General features: G+C 72.2%; 20 protein-coding genes, 2 tRNA genes, 1 other RNA gene and 1 pseudogene. 16 read left to right on the top strand and 8 right to left on the bottom strand.

Annotated elements, in window-relative coordinates; translation table 11 throughout:
* Positions 1–378: 378 nt before the first annotated feature.
* The 3 genes from purD to ffs form a co-directional block, all read right to left on the bottom strand.
* Positions 379–1,644, bottom strand: a complete 1,266-nt coding sequence (gene purD, locus RCO28_RS26110; RefSeq protein WP_308943714.1) for a phosphoribosylamine--glycine ligase — start codon at positions 1,642–1,644, stop codon at positions 379–381.
* A 192-nt stretch (positions 1,645–1,836) separates the two neighbouring features.
* On the bottom strand, positions 1,837–4,215 hold the full coding sequence (locus tag RCO28_RS26105) for a DNA polymerase III subunit gamma and tau (RefSeq protein ID WP_308943713.1): 2,379 nt from the start codon (positions 4,213–4,215) through the stop codon (positions 1,837–1,839).
* A gap of 64 nt (positions 4,216–4,279) precedes the next feature.
* Positions 4,280–4,378, bottom strand: an RNA gene (gene ffs, locus RCO28_RS26100) — signal recognition particle sRNA small type.
* 72 nt (positions 4,379–4,450) lie between these two features.
* On the opposite strand from ffs, the gene RCO28_RS26095 reads away from it, so the two are divergent.
* Positions 4,451–4,538 (top strand) — tRNA-Ser (locus RCO28_RS26095).
* Positions 4,539–4,668: 130 nt separating this feature from the next.
* Here the strand turns inward: RCO28_RS26095 and RCO28_RS26090 are convergent.
* Positions 4,669–5,424 (bottom strand): helix-turn-helix domain-containing protein, encoded by a 756-nt coding sequence (locus RCO28_RS26090; protein WP_308943712.1) that lies wholly within the window; start codon positions 5,422–5,424, stop codon positions 4,669–4,671.
* Between the two features lie 6 nt (positions 5,425–5,430).
* Between RCO28_RS26090 and RCO28_RS26085 the strand changes: the two genes are divergently transcribed.
* Both RCO28_RS26085 and RCO28_RS26080 read left to right on the top strand, forming a co-directional pair.
* Entirely contained in the window at positions 5,431–5,805 is a 375-nt protein-coding gene (locus tag RCO28_RS26085) for a hypothetical protein (RefSeq protein WP_308943711.1), read from the top strand.
* 225 nt (positions 5,806–6,030) lie between these two features.
* On the top strand, positions 6,031–6,447 hold the full coding sequence (locus RCO28_RS26080) for a VOC family protein (RefSeq protein ID WP_308943710.1): 417 nt from the start codon (positions 6,031–6,033) through the stop codon (positions 6,445–6,447).
* Positions 6,448–6,533: 86 nt separating this feature from the next.
* On the opposite strand, the gene RCO28_RS26075 is transcribed toward RCO28_RS26080, so the two are convergent.
* Positions 6,534–7,385: a LysR substrate-binding domain-containing protein gene (locus tag RCO28_RS26075; protein WP_308943791.1), complete on the bottom strand. Its 852-nt coding sequence runs from the start codon at positions 7,383–7,385 to the stop codon at positions 6,534–6,536.
* A 111-nt stretch (positions 7,386–7,496) separates the two neighbouring features.
* Here RCO28_RS26075 and RCO28_RS26070 point away from each other — a divergent pair.
* Both RCO28_RS26070 and RCO28_RS26065 read left to right on the top strand, forming a co-directional pair.
* Positions 7,497–8,405, top strand: a pseudogene (locus RCO28_RS26070) (DMT family transporter); the annotation flags it as partial.
* Between the two features lie 260 nt (positions 8,406–8,665).
* The gene (locus RCO28_RS26065; protein ID WP_308943709.1) at positions 8,666–10,162 is read left to right on the top strand and encodes an NAD(P)/FAD-dependent oxidoreductase; all 1,497 of its coding nucleotides are present in this window, start codon (positions 8,666–8,668) and stop codon (positions 10,160–10,162) included.
* A gap of 82 nt (positions 10,163–10,244) precedes the next feature.
* Here RCO28_RS26065 and wrbA read toward each other — a convergent pair whose 3' ends face one another.
* Positions 10,245–10,844: an NAD(P)H:quinone oxidoreductase gene (gene wrbA / locus RCO28_RS26060; RefSeq protein WP_308943708.1), complete on the bottom strand. Its 600-nt coding sequence runs from the start codon at positions 10,842–10,844 to the stop codon at positions 10,245–10,247.
* A gap of 195 nt (positions 10,845–11,039) precedes the next feature.
* Here wrbA and RCO28_RS26055 point away from each other — a divergent pair, with 195 nt between their 5' ends.
* From RCO28_RS26055 to RCO28_RS26035, 5 genes are all read left to right on the top strand, one after another.
* Positions 11,040–11,723: a helix-turn-helix domain-containing protein gene (locus RCO28_RS26055; protein WP_308943707.1), complete on the top strand. Its 684-nt coding sequence runs from the start codon at positions 11,040–11,042 to the stop codon at positions 11,721–11,723.
* 17 nt (positions 11,724–11,740) lie between these two features.
* Positions 11,741–12,289: a MarR family winged helix-turn-helix transcriptional regulator gene (locus RCO28_RS26050; protein WP_308943706.1), complete on the top strand. Its 549-nt coding sequence runs from the start codon at positions 11,741–11,743 to the stop codon at positions 12,287–12,289.
* Between the two features lie 64 nt (positions 12,290–12,353).
* Positions 12,354–13,013 carry a TetR/AcrR family transcriptional regulator gene (locus RCO28_RS26045; RefSeq protein ID WP_308943705.1) on the top strand — a complete coding sequence of 220 codons (660 nt, stop codon included), beginning with the start codon at positions 12,354–12,356 and terminating at the stop codon, positions 13,011–13,013.
* Positions 13,010–13,606 (top strand): HhH-GPD-type base excision DNA repair protein, encoded by a 597-nt coding sequence (locus RCO28_RS26040; RefSeq protein ID WP_308943704.1) that lies wholly within the window; start codon positions 13,010–13,012, stop codon positions 13,604–13,606. The genes RCO28_RS26045 and RCO28_RS26040 overlap by 4 nt, the downstream gene beginning before the upstream one ends.
* A gap of 68 nt (positions 13,607–13,674) precedes the next feature.
* Entirely contained in the window at positions 13,675–14,559 is an 885-nt protein-coding gene (locus tag RCO28_RS26035) for a 2-hydroxy-3-oxopropionate reductase (protein ID WP_308943703.1), read from the top strand.
* A 519-nt stretch (positions 14,560–15,078) separates the two neighbouring features.
* On the opposite strand, the gene RCO28_RS26030 is transcribed toward RCO28_RS26035, so the two are convergent.
* Entirely contained in the window at positions 15,079–16,620 is a 1,542-nt protein-coding gene (locus tag RCO28_RS26030) for a helicase HerA-like domain-containing protein (protein ID WP_308943790.1), read from the bottom strand.
* A 390-nt stretch (positions 16,621–17,010) separates the two neighbouring features.
* On the opposite strand from RCO28_RS26030, the gene RCO28_RS26025 reads away from it, so the two are divergent.
* A complete protein-coding gene (locus RCO28_RS26025) occupies positions 17,011–17,307 on the top strand; it encodes a type II toxin-antitoxin system VapB family antitoxin (protein WP_003955420.1) in 297 nt (98 codons plus the stop codon).
* 187 nt (positions 17,308–17,494) lie between these two features.
* The gene (locus tag RCO28_RS26020; protein ID WP_308943702.1) at positions 17,495–18,121 is read left to right on the top strand and encodes a LytR C-terminal domain-containing protein; all 627 of its coding nucleotides are present in this window, start codon (positions 17,495–17,497) and stop codon (positions 18,119–18,121) included.
* A gap of 13 nt (positions 18,122–18,134) precedes the next feature.
* Here the strand turns inward: RCO28_RS26020 and upp are convergent, their stop codons facing one another.
* Positions 18,135–18,770 carry a uracil phosphoribosyltransferase gene (gene upp, locus RCO28_RS26015; protein WP_308943701.1) on the bottom strand — a complete coding sequence of 212 codons (636 nt, stop codon included), beginning with the start codon at positions 18,768–18,770 and terminating at the stop codon, positions 18,135–18,137.
* Between the two features lie 238 nt (positions 18,771–19,008).
* Here upp and RCO28_RS26010 point away from each other — a divergent pair, with 238 nt between their 5' ends.
* The 4 genes from RCO28_RS26010 (at position 19,009) to RCO28_RS25995 (ending at position 20,593) form a co-directional block, all read left to right on the top strand.
* Positions 19,009–19,188 (top strand): hypothetical protein, encoded by a 180-nt coding sequence (locus RCO28_RS26010; RefSeq protein ID WP_308943700.1) that lies wholly within the window; start codon positions 19,009–19,011, stop codon positions 19,186–19,188.
* 186 nt (positions 19,189–19,374) lie between these two features.
* A complete protein-coding gene (locus RCO28_RS26005; RefSeq protein ID WP_308943699.1) occupies positions 19,375–19,932 on the top strand; it encodes a hypothetical protein in 558 nt (185 codons plus the stop codon).
* Positions 19,933–19,987: 55 nt separating this feature from the next.
* A complete protein-coding gene (gene tadA / locus RCO28_RS26000; RefSeq protein ID WP_308943789.1) occupies positions 19,988–20,416 on the top strand; it encodes a tRNA adenosine(34) deaminase TadA in 429 nt (142 codons plus the stop codon).
* An 89-nt stretch (positions 20,417–20,505) separates the two neighbouring features.
* Positions 20,506–20,593: transfer RNA gene (locus RCO28_RS25995), tRNA-Ser, on the top strand.
* Positions 20,594–20,902 lie beyond the last annotated feature (309 nt).

Here is a 20,902-nt window from a genome sequence, read left to right as displayed (position 1 = left end):
CACTGTGGCACCCACCACTGACATCGCAATGCCGGTGGGCCAAGTGCCGGAATGCCTGCGCCGCACCCTAGTTGGGGCCTCGGGGCCCGTCAGCCGGATGGGCCAGCGGTCACTCGATGGAATGGCTTTGGCTAAAGGTGGATGACGATCACGGCCCCGATCAGGCGTCAGATCGGATCGGCTAGCGGAAGGCGCACGCGGGGCGCATCCGGGGCGTACGCAAGGCCGGTACGGGGCGTACGCAAGGTGGTGCGGGGCGTTGGCAAGGCGGCGCGGGGCGTACGCGGCGGCGCGCTCTCCGGGCGTACGAACGCGGACTGCGCGGGGCCGTGAAGATCACGGCTCCGCGCAGTCCGGTGAGGTGCGGGCGGGCGCTGGTCAGCCGGCGGTCGGAGTCCCGGCGGCGGCCTTCGCCGCGATGTCGGTGCGGTGCTGTCCGCCGTCGAGCCGGATCCGGCCGACGGCGGCGTACGCGCGCTCCCGCGCCTGGGCGAGGTCGCTGCCGGTCGCGGTCACGGACAGCACGCGGCCGCCCGCGCTGACGACCGCTTCGCCGTCGCGCTTGGTGCCGGCGTGCAGCACGTACGCGTGCGGAGCGTCCTGCTCCGCCACCTCGTCGAGGCCGTCGATGGGGTCGCCGGTGCGCGGCGTGCCCGGGTAGTTGTGCGAGGCGACGACCACGGTGACCGCGGCGTCCTCGCTCCAGTTCAGCGGGGGCTCGTCGGCGAGGGTGCCCTCTGCGGCGTGCAGCAGGACTCCGGCGAGCGGGGTCTTGAGGCGGGCCAGGACGACCTGGGTCTCGGGGTCGCCGAAGCGGGCGTTGAACTCGATCACCCGCACACCGCGCGAGGTGATGGCAAGGCCCGCGTACAGCAGTCCGGAGAACGGCGTTCCGCGGCGCCGCAGCTCGTCGACCGTGGGCTGGAGCACCGTCTCGAGGACCTCGTCGACCAGCTTCGGGTCGGCCCACGGCAGCGGCGAATAGGCGCCCATGCCACCGGTGTTGGGGCCTTCGTCGCCGTCGAGGGCGCGCTTGAAGTCCTGGGCGGGGGTGAGCGGCAGCACCGTCACACCGTCGGTGATCGCGAAGAGGGAGACCTCGGGGCCGTCCAGGAACTCCTCGATCACCACGCGCTCGCAGGCGTTCGCGTGCGCCCGCGCGGCCTCGATGTCGTCGGTGACGACGACACCCTTGCCCGCGGCCAGTCCGTCGTCCTTCACGACGTACGGAGCGCCGAACGCGTCGAGCGCCTCGTCGACCTCGGCCGGGGTGGTGCAGACGTACGAGCGGGCCGTGGGCACACCGGCGGCGGCCATGACGTCCTTGGCGAACGCCTTGGAGCCTTCCAGCTGCGCCGCCTCACCGGACGGGCCGAAGCAGGGGATGCCCGCCGCGCGCACGGCGTCGGCGACCCCCGCGACGAGGGGCGCCTCCGGACCGACCACGACCAGGCCGGCACCGAGCTCGGTGGCGAGCGCGGCCACGGCGGCGCCGTCGAGGGCATCGACCGCGTGCAGCTCCGCGACCTCCGCGATGCCGGCGTTGCCGGGCGCGCAGTGCAGGGCGGTGACCGCCGGGTCGAGGGACAGAGAGCGGCACAGGGCGTGTTCGCGGGCGCCGCTGCCGATGACGAGGACCTTCACACGTGCAGCCTAGCCCGAACGACCCCGTGCTTTCGTACGGGGCGACGGGCGTGAGACGCGTCCCTCTTCGTAGGTTCCTCTACGTGGACGGTGCACATGGCTGGCGCCGCCCGGCTCGCTCCTCCCCCTGTTCGCCCGCGGCCCCCCTCTGTCCGCTCTCTATCCGCTCTCTTTCCGCTCGCTATCCGTTCTCTATTCGTTCGTGAATTCCTCGACCACCGTCGCACCCAACTCCCGCACGATCAGGTCGTGTCCGGAGAGCGCCGAGTCGTCCAGGTCCGGGTCGTCGTCCGCCGGGACGTCGTCCTCGATGGAGTACAGCGGGGGCTCCGGGGCGGAGGGCGCGGGCCGCGGGGCCGGGGACGCCTGCGCGGGGGCCGAGGCCTGCGGCGGTGCGGGGCGCTGCGGGGCCGAGGCCTGGGGCTGCTGGGGCTGTGCCGGGGCCTGGGGCTGGGACGGAGGCTGGGGCGCGGGCTGGCGGGGGGCCGGGGCGCCGCCGAAGTTGGCCGCGGCGGGCGGCGGCGCGGCCCCGCCCGACGGGTCGACGATGGCCTCGATCTTCCAGTGCGCGTTGAACTGCTCGGCCAGGGCCTGGCGGAGCACGTCCTCGCTGCCGCTGCTCGTGAAGTTGTCCCTGGCGCCGGCATTGATGAAGCCGAGCTGCAGGGTCTGGCCGTCGAACCCGGCCACCGAGGCGTTCTGGCTGAGCAGGATCCAGGTGAAGCGGCGGCGGTTCTTGACGGCCTCCAGGATGTTCGGCCACAGGCTGCGGGCGTCCATCCCTCCGGCGGGCGGGCCTGCCGGGGCGGCACCGGCCGGCGGCCCTTGCGGAGGCTGCGGCGCCTGCGGTGCGGCGGCCGGGGCGGGGCTCGGCGGGTTCGGACGGCCACCACCCGCGGGGGCGGCCGTGGGCCAGGCACCGGGACGCGAGGCGGGGGCGCCGCCCGACGGCGCAGCACCCTGAGCGGGGCCGCCGCCGCCGGAACCCGCACCCGAGACCGTCGGCCAGGCACCGGGCGCGGATGCGGGCGTGGACGAGGGCGAGGGCGTGGGCGAGGGCGTGGACGCGGCAGGCGGACCGCCGGTCTGCGCGGCCGGGGTCATCGGGGCGGCTGCCGGAGCGGTGGGCTCCGCGGGCGCCGGGGCGGGCTCGGCGGGAGCGGGTGCCGGGGCAGGGGCCGTCGGGGCGGTCGGAGTGGGGGTCGACCCCGGAGACGTGGCTTCCGGGGCGGCGGCGGGGGCAGGGGCCGGGGCGGCACCGGCCGGAGCCGGGCCCCCGCCACGCACCGCAGCACGCGCGGCAGCCGGACCACCGCCGGGAGGCACAGCGGGACCGGATGGCGGCACGGGCGCGTGGGCGTCGGGCCCCGGCACGTACCCCATCGCGGGAGCCTGGGCGCCGGTGCTGAAGTTCCCGCCGCGCTCCAGGCGGTCGAGCCGGGCGAGGACGGCGCGCTCGTCGTCGTACGCGGCGGGCAGCAGCACGCGCGCGCAGATCAGCTCCAGCTGGAGCCGCGGCGAGGTGGCGCCGCGCATCTCCGTCAGGCCCTCGTTGACGAGGTCGGCGGCACGGCTCAGCTCGGCGGCGCCGAAGACCCCGGCCTGCGCCTGCATGCGCTCCACGACATCGGCGGGGGCGTCGATCAGGCCCTTCTCGGCGGCGTCCGGAACGGCGGCGAGGATGACCAGGTCGCGCAGCCGCTCGAGCAGGTCGGCGACGAAGCGGCGCGGGTCGTTGCCGCCCTCGATGACGCGGTCCACCACCTCGAAGGCGGCGGCGCCGTCACCGGCCGCGAAGGAGTCGACGACGGAGTCGAGCAGCGAGCCCTCCGTGTACCCGAGCAGGGCCGTCGCCATGGCGTACGTCACACCGTCCGCGCCCGCTCCCGCGAGGAGTTGGTCCATGACGGACATGGAGTCACGGACGGATCCGGCACCGGCCCGCACGACGAGCGGCAGCACGCCGTCGGCGACGGGGATGTCCTCCTTGCCGCAGACCTCTCCGAGGTAGTCCCTCAGGGTGCCGGGCGGGACAAGACGGAAGGGGTAGTGGTGCGTACGCGAGCGGATCGTGCCGATGACCTTCTCGGGCTCCGTCGTCGCGAAGATGAACTTGAGGTGCTCCGGGGGCTCCTCGACCACCTTCAGGAGGGCGTTGAAGCCCGCCGAGGTGACCATGTGGGCCTCGTCGATGATGTAGATCTTGTACCGACTGCCGGCCGGGCCGAAGAAGGCCTTCTCGCGCAGGTCACGGGCGTCGTCCACGCCACCGTGCGAAGCCGCGTCGATCTCGATGACGTCGATCGAACCCGGTCCGTTGCGCGCGAGGTCGCGGCAGGACTGGCACTCGCCGCAGGGGGTGGGAGTGGGACCTTGCTCACAATTGAGGCAGCGCGCCAGGATGCGCGCGCTGGTCGTCTTGCCGCAGCCGCGCGGGCCACTGAACAGGTACGCGTGATTGACCCGGTTGTTCCGCAGCGCCTGCTGCAGCGGGTCGGTCACATGTTCCTGCCCGATGACCTCGGCGAACGACTCCGGGCGATAACGGCGGTACAGCGCAAGGGACGACACGCATACGAGGTTATCGGTGCCCACTGACAACCGGTCCCGCCCGAGCCCGCGGCCCCTGCCCGGAAACGCAAGCGCCCCCCACGCACCCGCCAGAGCCGACCTACCCTTGCTGCCTTCCGGCCCTGGGGGAGTTCAGTCAGATAGCGCCACGTGAGGGGCTGCGCCAAGAGTACATGCTCCGGGCCGGGGGGAACGAGTTCGCGAGCACTCCTCAACGTCTTGTATTGTTTGCCGCGGAGGATTCGCCTAGTGGCCTAGGGCGCACGCTTGGAAAGCGTGTTGGGGGCAACCCCTCACGAGTTCGAATCTCGTATCCTCCGCCAGTGCCTCACCGGGCACGAAGTCGAAGGGCCCCACCGTTCGCGGTGGGGCCCTTCGACGTTGTCCGCCGCCAAGTCGGCCGGGTTTCCCGCCGGGTGGGCCGGCCTTCTCCCGCTCTTCCCGGTTCCGTCCTCAACTCCGATCGCCCCACAGCGCCCCCGGAGTCCGCCCCAGCAGCGCGCGGGACGTGCGGTTCAGGTGGGGCTGGTCCGTGAAGCCCGCTGTCGCCGCGGCCGTGGCCGGGGAGGTGTGCGGAAGGGTCGCGATCGCCTCGCGGAGGCGGGACCAGCGGCGCAGGAGGACCAGGGGGATGCCCACCGATTCCCGGACCAGCGTGCGCAGTCGGGGTGGGGACAGGGCGACGTCGGCGGCGATCTCGCCCAAGGGTGCGTGCGGGGTGGTGCGGGTGGCCTCGCGCAAAGCGTGCAGCACGCGCGCGTCCAGGGTGGGTGTGGTTCCCGTGTGCGTGCGCAGCAGGGCCAGGAGTTCGGTGTGGGCGGCGGTCAGGTCGGGCGGGGCCGCGTCTGGGGCGATCGGGCCGAGGGCCGCGAGCAGTCGTCGTACGGCGTGGGGGTCCAGGCGTACGAGACCCAGGTCGCCGCGGAGGTGCCAGGCGTCGATGAACAGGGCGGCGTAGCCGGAGGTCGTGGCGCAGGTGTGGGCCAGTTGCGGGGGCACGAGCAGGCCGGGGGCGGTGAGCGGTGGGCGGGTGTCGCGGCCGAGTACGGCGTGGCCGGAGGTCGGGAGGACCAGCTTCCAGGCCGGGTGGCGGTGGCGGGTGACGGCGAACGGCCCGGACTCGGCGAACAGGGTCGCCTCGGGGCCGGTCGCGAACGTCCGGTGCCGATCGTTCTGTTCAAGCGTCCAGGTGCGGGTTGAGTCGACCATCGCGTCATGGACTCTATGGCTGCCGTCGCGCTGGCGGTGTTCCTTGTGGCGGTGGGTTGTTCGCACTTCGCGTTCCCGCGCTACTTCCGGTCGCTGGTGCCGGACTGGCTCGGGCGGCGGGGTGGGCTGCTCGTGGGGGCGTCCGGGGTGGTGGAGGTGTTCGTGGGGGCGCTCGTGCTGCTGCCCGCGAGCCGGGTGGTCGGGGCGTGGGCGGCCGCCGGGCTCTTCGTCGTGTATCTCGTGCCGCATCTCGACGCGCTGCGGTCCGTGCACCGCGGTCGGCCGGGCGTGCTGTGGCGACCGGCCGGGGTGGTGGCGCGGCTCTTGGTGAACGTCGGCTACGTGGGCTGGGCAGCCGCCGTGGCGCTCACGGCCGCGTGAGCCGGGTGAGCCGCCCGAGCTGCCGAGCTGCCGAGCTGCCGAGCTGCCGAGCTGCCGAGCTGCCGAGCTGCCGAGCTGCCGAGCTGCCGAGCTGCCGAGCTGCCGAGCTGCCTGAGTAACGGCCCGAGCGGCCCGAGGTGCGCCGAGGGGCCGTTGTCAGTGGGCCCGACTAGCCTGAAGTCATCAGCGGCTTGATCCGGATTGATCATGTTTCAGGAGGTTCCCATGGCTTCGCTCCTCAACCCGTACCTCAGCTTCGACGGTGACGCCCGGCAGGCCCTGGAGTTCTACAAGGAGGTCTTCGGCGGCGAGCTCGCGCTGAACACCTTCGGTGACTTCGGCGGCACAGCCAGCGGCGCCGAGGCCGACCAGATCATGCACGGCAGGCTGCAGACCTCGAGCGGCTTCACGCTGATGGGCGCGGACACCCCGCCCGGCATGGAGTTCAAGCCGGGCAGCAACTTCTCGGTGAGCCTCAGCGGTGACGACGACGCCGAGCTGCGCCGGTACTGGGAGAAGCTCTCCGCCGACGGCGCCGTGAGCGTGCCCCTGGAGAAGCAGATGTGGGGGGATGTCTTCGGCATGTGCACGGACAAGTTCGGCGTGCCGTGGATGGTCGACATCGGCGAACCGCAGAGCTGAGCAGAGCCGAGGCGAGCTGAGCAGAGCCGAGCCGAGAGCCTGCCCGCCGGGCCGGGGAGAGTCCGGCGTCTCAGGAAGAGCCCTTTTCAGCCGACCGTTTCGCGGGCCAGGGCCACCAGGTCCGGGACCGCCGGATGGCCGCCGTGTTCGCGCCAGGCGAGCAGGACCGGTACGTCGGGGGCGTCGACGAGGGGGCGGTAGGCGACGGCGGGGTGAGCGTTCATACGGGGAGTGGATTCGGGGGTGACGCCGATGGCGCGGCCTGCGGCGATCGCGGCGTGCCAGTCGTCCGTATTGGTCACCGACACCACTGACGTGGGCCGTCGGGTGGCGGGCCAGAGGTCGAGGTTCGTGATGCCGGAAACGGTGTTGATGGCGACCGGCTGGTCCGCGAGATCCGCGAGGGTCAGCTCGGCGCGCGCGGCGAGCTCGCTGTCGGCCGCCATGACGGCGACCCGGCGCTCGGTGAGCAGCGTCTCGCTGACGAATCCGGGGGCGAGGAGCGGGGCGCGCAGCAGGGCGGCGTCCGACCTGCCCTGGGTGAGCCCGGCCGTGCGGTCGTCGATACGGAGCAGCTCAAGGGGCGTCTCGGGGTGCCGCCGGTCCCAGCGGCGCAGGAGTTCCGAGGTGTGCTCGCCGAGCGCGGGGCCGGTGTGGCCGAGGCGCAGCGGCCAAGAGGCCAGGGCGCCGGGATCGAGCGCGGCGTCCACTGCGGCGACGGCGGCGGCCGCGCGGTCGCGGAACACCCGGCCTTCCGGGGTGAGTTCGAGGTGGTGCGTCGAGCGGTCGACGAGCCGTGCGCCGAGGTGTTCCTCGAGGGCGCGCAGGGTGCGGGAGAGCGCGGGCTGGCTCATGTGGAGGCGGGCCGCGGCGCGGGTGATCGTGCCCGCTTCGGCGATCGCGAGGAAGCAGCGCAGGTGGCGCAGTTCTACGGCCATCGTCGTCCCGCCCTCTCCTCTCACCAGCGTGCGCACGGTCATGCGTATCGAGCATAACCACCGGCTGTTGTGCATTTCACCTGGAACGGAGCGCTCCGTAGCGTGGAGGGCATGACGACGACCGCCTCGCGCTCCGCTCCGCCGTCCGCCGCCACGGCGACAGGTCACGCGCCGTCGGGCGGTCCCGGCCGGATGGTCGGGGTGGGGCTCGTGGTGGCCGGTGCGCTGTCCACGCAGTTCGGCTCGGCGGTCGCCGCGCTGCTGTTCCCGCGGGCCGGTGCCCTCGGGATCGTCACGCTGCGGCTCGTGCTCTCGGCCGTGCTGCTGCTGGTCGTGTGCCGGCCGCGGCTGCGCGGGCACGGGCGGTCGGACTGGGCCGTGGTGTGCGGCTTCGGCCTTGCGCTCGGCGGGATGAACACGCTGTTCTACCAGTCCATCGAGCGGATCCCGCTGGGCCCGGCGGTGACGCTGGAAGTCCTCGGTCCGCTCGCGCTGTCCGTGTTCACTTCGCGGCGGCTCGCCAGCCTGCTGTGGGCCGCGCTCGCGCTGGTCGGGGTGTTCCTGCTCGGCGAGGGCGGCTTCGGCCAGTTGAACCTGGCCGGTGTCGCGTTCGCGCTCGGCGCCGGCGCGATGTGGGCCGCGTACATCCTGATGAGCGCGCGGGCCGGGGCGCGGTTCCCGCGGGCGGACGGGCTCGCGCTGGCGATGAGCGTGGCGGCCCTGGTCAGCCTGCCGATCGGGGTGGCGAGCGCGGGCGCCGCCCTGGTCGTGCCGTCGACGCTGGCGCTCGGGCTCGCGCTCGCCGCGCTGGCGTCCGGGCTGCCGTACTCCCTGGAGCTGTTCGCGCTGCGGCGGCTGCCCGCGTCGACCTTCGCCGTCCTGATGAGCCTCGCGCCCGCGGTCGCCGCCCTGGCCGGACTCCTCGTCCTCGGGCAGCAGTTGGCGCTCACGCAATGGCTGGCCATCGCGCTCGTGGTCTCGGCGAGCATCGGGGCGGTGCGGACGGGATCGGGACGGCGTACCCGTACGGCGTTGGGACCTCGTACGGGATCGGGGTCTCGTACGGGATCGGGGCGGCGTACGCGTACCAAGGACAAGGACAAGGACAAGGACAAGGACAAGGACAAGGGCACGGTGCGGACAGCCGAGACAGCCGAGACAGCCGAGACAGCCGTGGCCGAGCTCGACCGCGAGCCCGGCGCACGGACCGGCAAGGGGTAGCGCACGCGCCCGACGACCGGGTGGACTGGGAGTCCACCCCCACCCGGCCGGGAGACGAGATGCCGCAGGCACCGCAGCACGAACAGGACAAGGGCGAGCAGCCGGACGTCGAGCACGTCGACGTCCTCATCGTCGGAGCCGGTCTCTCCGGCGTCGGCGCGGCCTGTCACCTGCGGCGCAGCGCTCCGGGCAAGAGCTTCGCCGTGCTGGAGGGGCGGGACGCGATCGGCGGGACCTGGGACCTGTTCCGGTACCCGGGGGTGCGCTCGGACTCGGACATGCACACGCTCGGCTACTCGTTCCGGCCGTGGACCCAGGAGCGGGCGATCGTCGACGGGGCCTCGATCCGCGCGTACATCCAGGAGACCGCGCGGGCCTACGGCGTGGACCGGGCGATCCGGTTCGGGCACCGGGTGACGCGGGCCGAGTGGTCCTCGGCGCAGGGCCGGTGGACGGTGGCCGCGAGCCGTACGGACGGCACAGCCACGCGGCTGACCTGCACGTTCCTCTTCGTCTGCTCCGGTTACTACCGCTACGACAAGGGGTACACACCGGACTTTCCCGGCATCGGGGAGTACGGCGGGCGGCTCGTCCACCCGCAGCACTGGCCGGCCGATCTGGACCACACCGGCAAGCGGATCGTGGTGATCGGCAGCGGCGCGACCGCCGTGACGCTGGTGCCCGCGCTCGCCGGGGCCGCGGAGCACGTGACGATGGTGCAGCGCTCGCCCAGCCACGTCCTGACACTGCCGTCGAACGACGTGTTCGCGCGCCCGCTGGCCCGGATCCTGCCGCGCCGCGCCGCGGGCAGCGCGCTGCGCTGGAAGAACGCGCTCCTCGCCCTCGCCAATTTCCAGCTCAGCCGGCGCGCCCCGAGGTTCGTCGCGGGCGCGCTGCGCCGGGCCGCCCGCCGTCAACTGCCCAGCGGGTTCGACGTGGACACGCACTTCCGGCCGGAGTACGGGCCCTGGGACCAGCGCCTGTGCATAGCCCCCGACGGGGATCTGTTCACGGCGATCCGCAGGCGCCGGGCCTCCGTGGTGACGGACGCGGTCGCCGGTTTCACGCCCACCGGGGTGCGGCTCCGCTCGGGCGAGGAGCTGGCAGCCGATGTCGTCGTGACGGCGACGGGCCTGAATCTGCTGGCGATCGGCGGGATGGAACTGGCCGTCGACGGCAAGGAGATCGAGATCGCGGACACCGTCGCGTACAAGGGGATGATGCTGTCCGGCGTGCCCAACTTCGCGCTGACCATCGGCTACACCAACGCGTCCTGGACCCTGAAGGCCGATCTCGTCGCGACGTACGTCTGCCGGCTGCTCGCACACATGGACCGGCACGGCTACCGCAGCTGCACGCCCCGACTCCCGGACGACGGCGGCGAGTTGCGGCCGCTCATCGATCTGGCCTCGGGGTACGTACTGCGCTCCCTCGACGCGCTGCCGAAGCAGGGGGCGACGGCGCCGTGGCGGCTCAACCAGAACTATCCGCGTGACGTACGGCTGCTGCGCCACGGACCGGTGGACGACCGGGGCGTCCGGTTCGAGCGCGCGTGACACCCGGGGCCCGGCCCCTGCCCGTCCTTACGCCGCCACCTCTGACCGCCCTCACCCTGCCCCCCACTGACCCCACCCGTCCTTACGCCGCGACCTTGGCCGTGAGGCGGGCGAGGCGGGCGCCCTGGTGGCGGGCGGCGTCGAGCGCGGCGTCCGTGACGGGGCCGGAGGCGCCGGGGTGCACTGTGCCGTAGGGGTTGCCGCCGGCGGCGTACACCGACTCGTCCGTGAAGCCGGGCGAGACGATCAGCGAACCCCAGTGGTGCGCGGTGTTGTAGAGGGCGAGGAGCGTGGACTCGTTGCCGCCGTGCAGGTTGTGCGCGCTGCTGAAACCGGTGAAGGGCTTGTCCTGGAAGACGCCCTGCGCCCACAGCCCGCCGGTCGAGTCGATGAACTGCTTGAGCTGGGACGCGATGTTGCCGTACCGGGTCGGGGAGCCGAGTGCGTATCCGTCCGCCCAGGTCAGGTCGTCGAGCGTGGCGACCTCCACCTGGTCCTTGGTCGCGTCGACATGCTCGCGCCAGGCGGAGTTGGCGTCGATCGCCGCGTCCGGGGCGAGCTCGCCGACGCGGCGCAGGCGGACCTCGGCGCCCTCCTTCTCCGCGCCCTCGGCCATGGCCTGGGCGAGCTGGTGCACGGTGCCGGTGGCGGAGTAGTAGATGACGGCGATCTTGGCGCTCATGGTGGATCCCTTTCGCTCGCGGCCCCTGGCGAGGCTCACCGAAGGCGGCCCCCGCGGGCTCGCCGAGAGGAAACGGACTGTTATCCGCTTCCCGTACGAGGACCAGTGAAGCGGATCGCTATCCACTTCGCAAGGGCGTACGGGGGTCGAAACGGATAACTTTCCGGTGCGCCGCGCCGCGCGTACGCTCAGGACATGAGCGCCACCCCCGACAAGCCGCGCCGCGACCAGCAGCACCTTGACCAGCCGTACGCCGACCGGCCGCGCCCCGACCAGCCGCACCTCGCGCTGCCGCTCGTGGGCCAGCCGCCGCCCGAGCGCGCGGACGCGGCCAGGAACCGGCGCAAGATCCTGGACGCCGCGGCCCGCCTGGTCGCGGAGCGGGGCGCGGACGCGGTCACGATGAACGCCGTCGCGCACGCCAGCGGCATCGGCGTGGGCACGGTCTACCGCCGCTTCGGCACCGTCGCGCAGCTGCTCATCGCCCTCCTCAACGACCGCGAGATGCGGCTCCAGGAGGCCTTCCTCAGCGGCCCGCCGCCGCTGGGCCCGGACGCCCCGCCCGCCGAGCGGCTGCGCGCCTTCCTGCACGCGCTCGCCGACCACATCGACGAGCAGCACGCCGTGAGCCTCGCCGCGGAGGCGGCCGATCCGGGCGCCCGGTTCCGCGGGGGGCCGTACGCGACCGTGCACACGCACGTCGCGATGCTCGTCGGGCAGGCGCGCCCGGAGGCGGACGCGCCGGTGCTCGCGCATCTGCTGCTCGCCCCGATGGCGCCGAGCCTGCTGCACCACCTGCGCGCCGAACGCGGCTACCCGGCGCGGCGGATCAAGGGCGCGATCGACCAACTCCTCACCCTTGACCTCAACTTCGATTGAGGTCCTACGTTCGCCACATGGCGACGACACAGCACGACCAGGACCAGAACCAGGGCGAGAACCAGCGCGAGAACCAGCGCGAGAACCAGGGCGAGAACCAGGGCCAGGACCAGGAGTTCCACTACACCCACGACGACGCCGGGCTGCTCAACCAGCCGATCGGGTACTGGAGTTGGGCCGCCAACAAGGCGGTCATCGACTACATCCGCGCGGGCCTCACCGAGGTCGGCCTCACGCAGCCGCAGTGGTGGGTGATCAGCCAGGTACGAGAGGGGGCCAGACCGCGCGAGGACGTGTTCACGATGCTGCGCGGCTACCTCGACGTGGGCGACGCGCTGCGGTCGGACATCGACGAGCTGATCGAGCGCGGCATCCTTGCGACGGCGGACGAGGAGTCCATCTCCCTGACCGACACCGGCCATGACCTGCTCGAACGCGCCACCGCCCGCCAGCGGAAGTCCCTCGCGCGCATCCACGAGGGCGTGCCCGACGCGGACTTCCTCACGACGCTGAAGGTCCTGCAGCGGATGATCCACAACACGGGCGGCAAGGCCTGGCACCACTGAAAAACCCCACCCACCCCCCTAGGTCTCACCCTTAAGGGAACACAAACCCCGTTACGCTGACGGCATGGCCTCCGACGACACCCCACCGGAAACGCCCGACCCCGGCACCGTCCGCCCCGGCGGCCGTACCGCCCGGGTGCGGGCGGCCGTGCTCGACGCCGCGGGGGACGCGCTCGCCGAGGGCGGGTTCGCGGGCCTCGACCTGAGCGAGGTCGCGCGCCGCGCCGGAGTCGGCAAGACCACCGTGTACCGCCGCTGGGGCTCGACCACCGCCCTGGTCGCCGACCTGCTCGCGGACATGGCCGAGCAGTCCTCGCCCCGTACTGACACCGGCGCGCTCCTCGACGACCTGCGCGCCAACGCCCATCTGGTCCGCACCACGCTCACCGATCCGCGCCAGGGCCCGCTGTTCCGCGCGGTGATCGCGGCGGCGACCTGCGACGAGCGGACCGCGCACGCCCTGCACCGCTTCTACGAGATCCGCGTCGCCGAGTGGGCGCCCTGTGTCGAACTGGCCGTCCAGCGCGGCGAGTTGCCCCCGGACACGGACCCCCACGAGGTCGTACGAGCGGTCTCCGCACCCCTCTACCACCGGTTCCTGCTGTCCGGCGCCCCGCTCGACGAGGAGGCGGCGGAGCGCGCGGCGCGGGCGGCGGCGGCCGCGGCCCGGGCGGGCGCGTACCGGACGACGCCCGGCGCACGCTGCGCGATCATCGAGGCATGACCAACGCACCGAAGCCCGCCGACATCCACCTCGCCCAGGAGCCGCAGGCCGACGCGCTGCTCGGGCGCAGTCCGCTGGCCGCGCTCGTGGGCATGCTGCTCGACCAGCAGGTCCCGATGGAGAAGGCGTTCTCCGGCCCGTACGTCATCGCGGAACGACTGCAGGCGGACGACCTGGACGCGCACGACATCGCGGCCTACGACCCGGAGCAGTTCGCCGAGCTGATGAAGGAGAAGCCTGCCGTGCACCGCTATCCCGGCTCGATGGCGGGCCGGGTGCAGAAGCTCTGCCAGTACCTCGTCGACGAGTACGGCGGCGAGGCCGAGGCCGTCTGGCGCGACGCGAGCAGCGGCACGGAACTCCTCGCCCGCCTCAAGGCCCTGCCCGGGTACGGGGACCAGAAGGCGCAGATCTTCCTGGCGCTCCTCGGCAAGCAGTACGGCGTCACGCCCAGGGGCTGGCGCGAGGCGGCCGGCGTCTACGGCGAGAAGGACGCGTTCCGCTCGGCGGCCGACATCACGGGACCGGAGACGCTGGCGAAGGTGCGGGCGTACAAGCAGGAGATGAAGGCCGCGGCCAAGAAGAAGCAGTAGCCAGTAGCAGTAGCAGTAGCAGTAGCAGCGATTGCACGGAAGCACACGGAAAGCAGGGGCAGGCAGGCATGGCGAAGATCGGTTTCATCGGCCTCGGCATCATGGGCAGCCCGATGGCGGTCAACCTGGTGCGCGCCGGGCACACCGTCACCGGCTGGAACCGCAGCCCGGAGAAGACCGCGCCGCTCGTCGAGGCGGGCGGCACCGCGGCCGCCACGATCGCGGACGCGGTGCGCGACGCGGACATCGTGATCACGATGGTGCCGGCCTCCCCCGAGGTCGAGGCGGTGGCGTACGGGCCGGACGGGATCCTGGAGAACGCCCGTCCCGGCGCCCTCCTGATCGACCACTCCTCGATCACGCCGCAGACCTCCGTCGACCTGGCCGAGAACGCCCGCGACCACGGCGTCCGCGTCCTCGACGCCCCGGTCTCCGGCGGCGAGGCGGGCGCCGTCGAGGGCATCCTGTCGATCATGGTCGGCGGCGACAAGCCCGACTTCGACGCCGCGCGGCCGGTCCTCGAAGCCATGGGCACGACGATCGTGCACTGCGGTCCGCACGGCGCCGGCCAGACCGTGAAGGCCGCCAACCAGCTGATCGTCGCCGTGAATCTGGAGGCCTGCGCCGAGGCGATCACGTTCCTGGAGAAGTCCGGCGTCGACCTGAAGGCGGCCCTGGAGGTCCTGAACGGCGGCCTCGCCGGCTCGGCGGTCCTGACCCGGAAGATGGAGAACTTCCTGCTCCACGAGTACCGGCCGGGCTTCAAGGTCGACCTGCACCACAAGGACATGGGCATCGTCACGGACGCGGCCCGCACCGTCGGCGCCGTGCTGCCCGTCGGCGCGGTCGCCGCCCAGCAGATCGCCGCCGCCCGCGCCCAGGGCTGGGGCGACCTCGACCACTCGGTGCTGCTCAAGGGCGTCCAGCGACTCAGCGGCGACGCGTCCGCGTAACGCCCTTCCGCCTGTACGCCTGTACGCCTGTACGCCTGTACGCCTGTACGCCTTACGGGCGGAACTCGGCACTCCGCTGCCGTGTTGTGGTGGTCTCGCCTTCCGTTCAGGCACCGGCGTATGCAGTGACCTGCGCCGAGGTACATGACGCGGATGATCGCGTAGGGGTCTTGATGCATGTGGGGGTCCTTGCGCTGTGATGCTGATCGGTTCGGCCTGGGAGGTACGGGCCTGTCACCAGCGCAGGACGATGGTGCGGAGGTGGGGGGTGTACGGGTGGGGTGGTACCGGCTGCCGTTGTGGGCAGGCGTTCCGCAGGGCGGAACAGGTGGGCACAACCCCCGGTGCCGGGCGCCTTTCAACAGGGCGTCGGCTGTTCGCCGTACGGGGTGAGGAGACGGAACGAGAAGTCCCACAGGACCGAGCAGCACGAAGAGTCCGGGACCGACGAGCCCGACCGCCCGACACCGCCCACCCCGGACGAACTGAAGTAGCCGAAGCCGCGCGCCGCCGACCGCCTCAGCGGCGGCGGCGCGTGCCGAAGACGGACCGGGAGATCTCGCGCCCGATCTGCGTACCGAGCGAGCGCGCAAGGGACTTGAAGATCCCCGAGCCCGTCACCTGGTCCACCATCGAGTCGTCCTTGCCACCGCCCCGCCCGGCCCGCTGCCCGGCCTTCTCCGCCTTTTCCGCCTTTTCCGCCTCCGTCGCCGCCTGCTGCCGCGCCTCCCGCTCGGTCTGCTGCGCGGTGAGCACCTCGTACGCCGACTCGGGATCCACAGCCTGTGCGTACCGCGAGTACAGCAGCGAGCCCTTCACCGCCCCGTCGAGCTCGGCCGCGTCGACCGGACCCATCCGGGACTCGGGCGCGCGCAGCCGGGTCGCGGCCACCGGGGTCGGCGCGCCCTTCTCGCTCAGGACGGTGACGACGGCCTCGCCGGTCCCGAGCGACGTGAGCGTCTCCTCCAGGTCGTACGGGGAGTTCGGGAAGGTCTTCACCGTCGCCCGCAGCGCCTTCTGGTCGTCCGGGGTGAACGCGCGCAGCGCGTGCTGGACGCGGTTGCCGAGCTGGGCGAGGACATCGCCGGGCACGTCCTTGGGCGTCTGCGTCACGAAGAAGACGCCCACGCCCTTCGACCTGATCAGCCGCACGGTCTGCGTGATCGCCTCAAGGAACGCCCTGCTCGCGCCGTTGAACAGCAGATGCGCCTCGTCGAAGAAGAACACCAGCTTGGGCTTCTCCACATCGCCGACCTCGGGCAGATTGTTGAACAGGTCGGCCAGCATCCACATCAGGAACGTCGAGAACAGCTGCGGCTTGTCCTGCACGGCGGGCAGTTCGAGCACCGACACCTGCCCCTGCCCGTCCGGGGCCGTACGCAGGAACTCGCTCACGTCGAACTCCGGGTTCCCGAAGAACGGCGCCATGCCCTGCGCCTCGAACGCGGTCAGCGCCCGCAGGATCACCCCGGCCGTGACCGTGGAGAGCCCGCCGATGTTCTTCAGCTCCGGCTTGCCCTCGTCGGACGTCAGGAACGTCACGACGGCCCGCAGGTCCTTGAGGTCGTGCAGCTCCAGGCCCTTCTGGTCCGCGTAGTGGAAGATCAGCCCGAGCGACTGCTCCTGCGTCTGGTTGAGCTGCAGCACCTTCGAGAGCAGTACGGGCCCGAAGCTCGTCACGGTCGCGCGTACGGGAATGCCCGGGCCGATCCCGCCGAGCGCGTAGAACTCGCACGGGAACTCCTTGCCCCGCCAGTCCTGTCCGACCTCGCCCGACCGCTGCCGCACCGCGTCGTTCGCCTCGCCCGGCGCCGCGAGCCCGGACAGGTCGCCCTTCACGTCGGCGAGGAAGACGGGCACGCCCTGCGCGGCCAGCTGTTCGGCGATCAGCTGGAGCGTCTTGGTCTTGCCGGTACCGGTGGCCCCGGCGACCAGGCCGTGCCGGTTGAGCAACGGCAGCGGGATCCGCACCTGCGCGTCCGGCAGGCACGTGCCGTCCCAGAGCAGTGCCCCGAGGTCCAGGGCGGGACCGGCGAAGGCGTAGCCCGCGGCGATCTCCATGGCCTCCCGCGGCAGCGCGGGCGCGGAGCTCACCGACTCCCCCGCGACCGGCGGAGCGGAGTGCGCGGCGGGCGCGGGGGCGGGGGTGCCGGGCGCGGGGGCGCCCGTCGCGGCGTCGGTCGCGTCAGCGGCGGGTGCCGGGGATTCGCCCGCGGGGGGTACGGACTCGGCGGGCGTGGTCGGGGGCGAGCCCGCGGGTGGTGTGGGGGTCGCGATGGGGGCCGAACGGTCCGGCGTTCCGGCGGGCTGCTGCGGCTCGCTCTCGCTCATTTCAGGCCCCTGTTCCCGGTTTGACTGTTACCGGTATGTCGGCTTTGCGGCGGCATATTCCAGCCTCGCACTCGGTCGCCATGGCTGCGCCCGGAGCCTCTTGCCCGGTAGGCTTTCCGTGTGATCTTCAAGCGCATCGGAAACGGCCGGCCGTACCCCGACCACGGCCGGGAAAGCACCCGGCAGTGGGCGGACGTCGCGCCGCGCCCGGTCCGCCTCGATCAGCTGGTGACGACCAAGGGCCAGCTCGACCTGGAGACCCTCCTCGCCGAGGACTCCACGTTCTACGGCGACCTTTTCGCCCACGTCGTGAAGTGGCAGGGCGACCTCTACCTGGAGGACGGGCTGCACCGCGCCGTGCGCGCCGCACTCCAGCAGCGCCAGGTCCTGCACGCCCGCGTCCTCGAACTGGGCTGATCCACCCAGGAGTTCACTCCTCGGGAAGCCGCGGAGTGCGCTCCTCCGGAAGCCGCGGAGTTCGCCCCCCCTGGAAGCGCCCCGGAAGCCCCGGAACCCCCCGGCGATTGGCCCTTTCGGGTTGGCTCTCGCCCGGGCGATTGATCATTTAGTAGGCATCGCGCCCGCGCCGCATTACGCTGCGCCCATGAGCATGCTCACACCCCCCGGAATGGGCGGCGAATACCGCATCACCGGGGACAAGTACCCGCGCATGCGCCGCAATCGGCACCGCCGGATCGTGCTCGCTGTGATCGCCTCAGCCGCGGCCCTCGGCCTGGTCGGCTACGGCGTCGTACAGCTCGTGGACGTGTTCTCCGGTGACGAGAAGCGCGGCACCGTCGCGGCGGACCGGCCCGACTGCAAACCTGCGCCGAAGCCGTCGCCGTCCCCGAAGGCGCTGCCGAAACCGGGCCAGATCACGGTCAACGTCCTCAACGCCACGCCCCGCAGCGGCCTCGCCAAGAAGACCGCCGACGAACTGAAGAAACGTGGCTTCACGATCGGCGACGTGGCCAACGCTCCCAAGGAGTACGACAAGAAGGTCACCGCGACCGCCGTGCTCCTCGGCGCCAAGTCCGCCCTGGAGAGCGGACTGCCCGTGCTCGGCACCCAGCTCGCCGGTGCCGAACGCAAGACGGACGGCCGCAAGGGCAAGGAGATCGACCTCATCATCGGCAAGGCCTTCACGGCCCTGGCGAAGAAAGAGGACGCCGAGAAGGCCCTGACCAAGCTGGCCGAACCCGCCCCGACGCCCTCACGCGGACACTGCTGAGCCCCTCGGGGAACTACTCCGCGGCGCCGTACATCCGGTCACCGGCGTCGCCGAGGCCCGGGACGATGTAGCCCTGGTCGTCGAGCCGCTCGTCGACCGCGGCCGTCAGGACCGTCACCGGAGTGCCCGCCAGCTCGCGCTCCATCACCTCGACGCCCTCGGGCGCCGCGAGCAGCACGACCGCCGTCACGTCGTCGGCACCGCGCTTGATCAGCTCCTGGATCGCCGCGACGAGGGTGCCGCCGGTCGCCAGCATCGGGTCCACCACGTACACCTGGCGCCCCGACAGGTCCTCCGGCATACGCGTCGCGTACGTCGACGCCTCCAGCGTCTCCTCGTTGCGGACCATGCCGAGGAAGCCGACCTCGGCCGTCGGCAGCAGCCGCACCATGCCGTCCAGCATGCCGAGACCGGCGCGCAGGATCGGTACGACGAGGGGGCGCGGGCGGGCCAGCTTCACGCCGGTGGTCGGGCCGACCGGGGTCTCGATGTCGACCTGCTCGGTGCGCACGTCGCGCGTGGCCTCGTAGGCGAGGAGCGTGACCAGCTCGTCGGCGAGGCGGCGGAAAGTGGGGGAGTCGGTGCGCTTGTCGCGCAGCGTGGTGAGTTTGTGCGCCACCAGCGGGTGGTCGACGACGTGCAAGCGCACAGGATCCTCCGTGAGTCTGATCTGCGTGGGTCTGATCTGCGACAACGGCCGCAGCAGCGACCCGCCCCTCAGGCTACCGGGGCCCCGCTGCCACCGCGCCCGCCTGCCTGCCACTCCCCCTTCCTTGCCCAGAACCTGTCTCTCCGTACCCGCACAGTCGCTTCAAACCGGCCACGCGGGGGAAAGTGGGAGGGAACGAGCACCCCGGGTACCCCACTGGGCAGGGTGGTGGAGCCAGATGCAGGACGGCGACGCGGAGTCGGAGCAGACCGAGACCGACGTGGAGCGGCGGCGGCGGCGCGCCCAGTTCCTGCGTGAACTGCACGAGGCGAAAGAGCTCCGCGCCCGGGTCCAGCCCCGTAAGGCGCGCGCGGCCCGGATGCGCCAGCAGATGCGGATGCGGACCTTCCGCTGGTAGTCCGGCGACGGCGGCGCGGGCCCCGGCGCGCGGCTCGCCGCAGACACAGCGCGCGGAAGACCTCTCGCGACGGCTCTGTTTCTGCCACGATTCCGATGGGCGGGCGCACTTCGCGACTCCCCGCCCGCCAACCTCCGCCGGGGGGAACCCCAACCGGCACGCCTGAAGACCAGTGGGAGAGTCACGGTGTACTTCGCCGCACTGCTCGCGCGCACCGAAGACGGGTGGGAAGCGAGCGACACAGAGCTCGACGATGTGGAGACCCTGTCGGATCTCGCCGACCTGGCCCGTGAGGCCACGTCGGGCGGGTACGACGACGAGACAGTGCTCGTTTTCATCGAGCAGGAGGACGCCTGGTTCGGCATCGTGCGCGTGGAGGGTGAGGACGACCCTCGTATCTATGTCTCGGACGCGGCCGCCGCGTCCCGCAGCAGTTACGGCGAGATCCTGGTCACGGACGAGCTCCTCGGCCGTGAACCCGGCTCGTCCGACGAGTCCGCCCGCCTGGAGGAGCTCGTCGACCTCGACGGCACCGAGGACGGCGAGCCGGACAAGAACCCCGACGACGACACCGACGACAGCGAGGACGGCGACTCATCGGTCCCGGCCGGGCCGCTCGGGGACACCGCGATCCTCGACGACCTCGGCCTGTCCGAGAAGGAGCTGCTGTCCCTGAGGACCGACGCCCTGGGCGAGATCGCCGAGGCCCTGGGCGCCTCGGACATCCTCGAGGCCGTCCGCTAGTGAACGAGCTGCACCTGAAGTGAACGACCCCGTACGAGACCGCTGGCAGCCGGCGATGCGACTCGCCCTCGAAGCGGCCGAACAGGCCGCGCTCGGGGGCGACGTCCCCGTCGGCGCCGTGGTTCTCTCCCCGCACGGCGAGACCGTCTCCGTCGGCCACAACGAACGCGAGGCGATCGGCGACCCCACGGCGCATGCCGAGGTGCTCGCGCTGCGCCGCGCGGCCGCGGGGCTCGGCGAGTGGCGGCTGACCGGCTGCACGCTCGTCGTGACCCTCGAACCCTGTGTGATGTGCGCGGGCGCGCTCGTGCAGTCCCGCGTCGCGCGCGTGGTCTACGGCGCCAGGGACGAGAAGGCCGGCGCGGCCGGTTCGCTCTGGGACCTGGTGCGCGACCGGCGCCTCAATCACCGGCCCGAGGTGATCGAGGGCGTGCTCGCGGACGTCTGCGCCGAGCAGCTGACCCGCTTCTTCCGGGACCGCTGAGGCCCTGTTCGCGGCCTCGGAGCGGCCTCGGAGCCGCCCCGGGGATACGGATTTCAGAGCACGGGCACCTTTGGGCTAGGATCTCTCTCGGTAGCGTGTCCGAGCGGCCGAAGGAGCTCGCCTCGAAAGCGAGTGTGGCGTAACCCGTCACCGTGGGTTCAAATCCCACCGCTACCGCTCAGGGAAGTGGCCCTGATCCGTGAGAACGGATCAGGGTCACTTCGTCGTTCCGGCAGACGCAGTTCCGGCAGCCGTACGCACGAGAGGCACCCGTACGCACAAGAGGCAGCCGTACGCACAAGAGGCAGCCGTACGCACGAGAGCCCCGGCGCCATGACCCGTGCGCCGGGGCTCTCATGCGAGGAGGCCGGGGGAAGCGGCATCGGGGGGACAAGCCGCTTCCCCCGATGAGGACCGGGCTCTCAAGTTCACGTCGCAATCAGGGGGAAGCGCGCGACGTGAACCCCGCAGTGGAGCCGGGTCCCT

It is taken from the genome of Streptomyces sp. LHD-70 (assembly GCF_031157275.1).
GTDB lineage: Bacteria > Actinomycetota > Actinomycetes > Streptomycetales > Streptomycetaceae > Streptomyces.
This window is presented reverse-complemented; position numbering and strand designations above follow the sequence as displayed.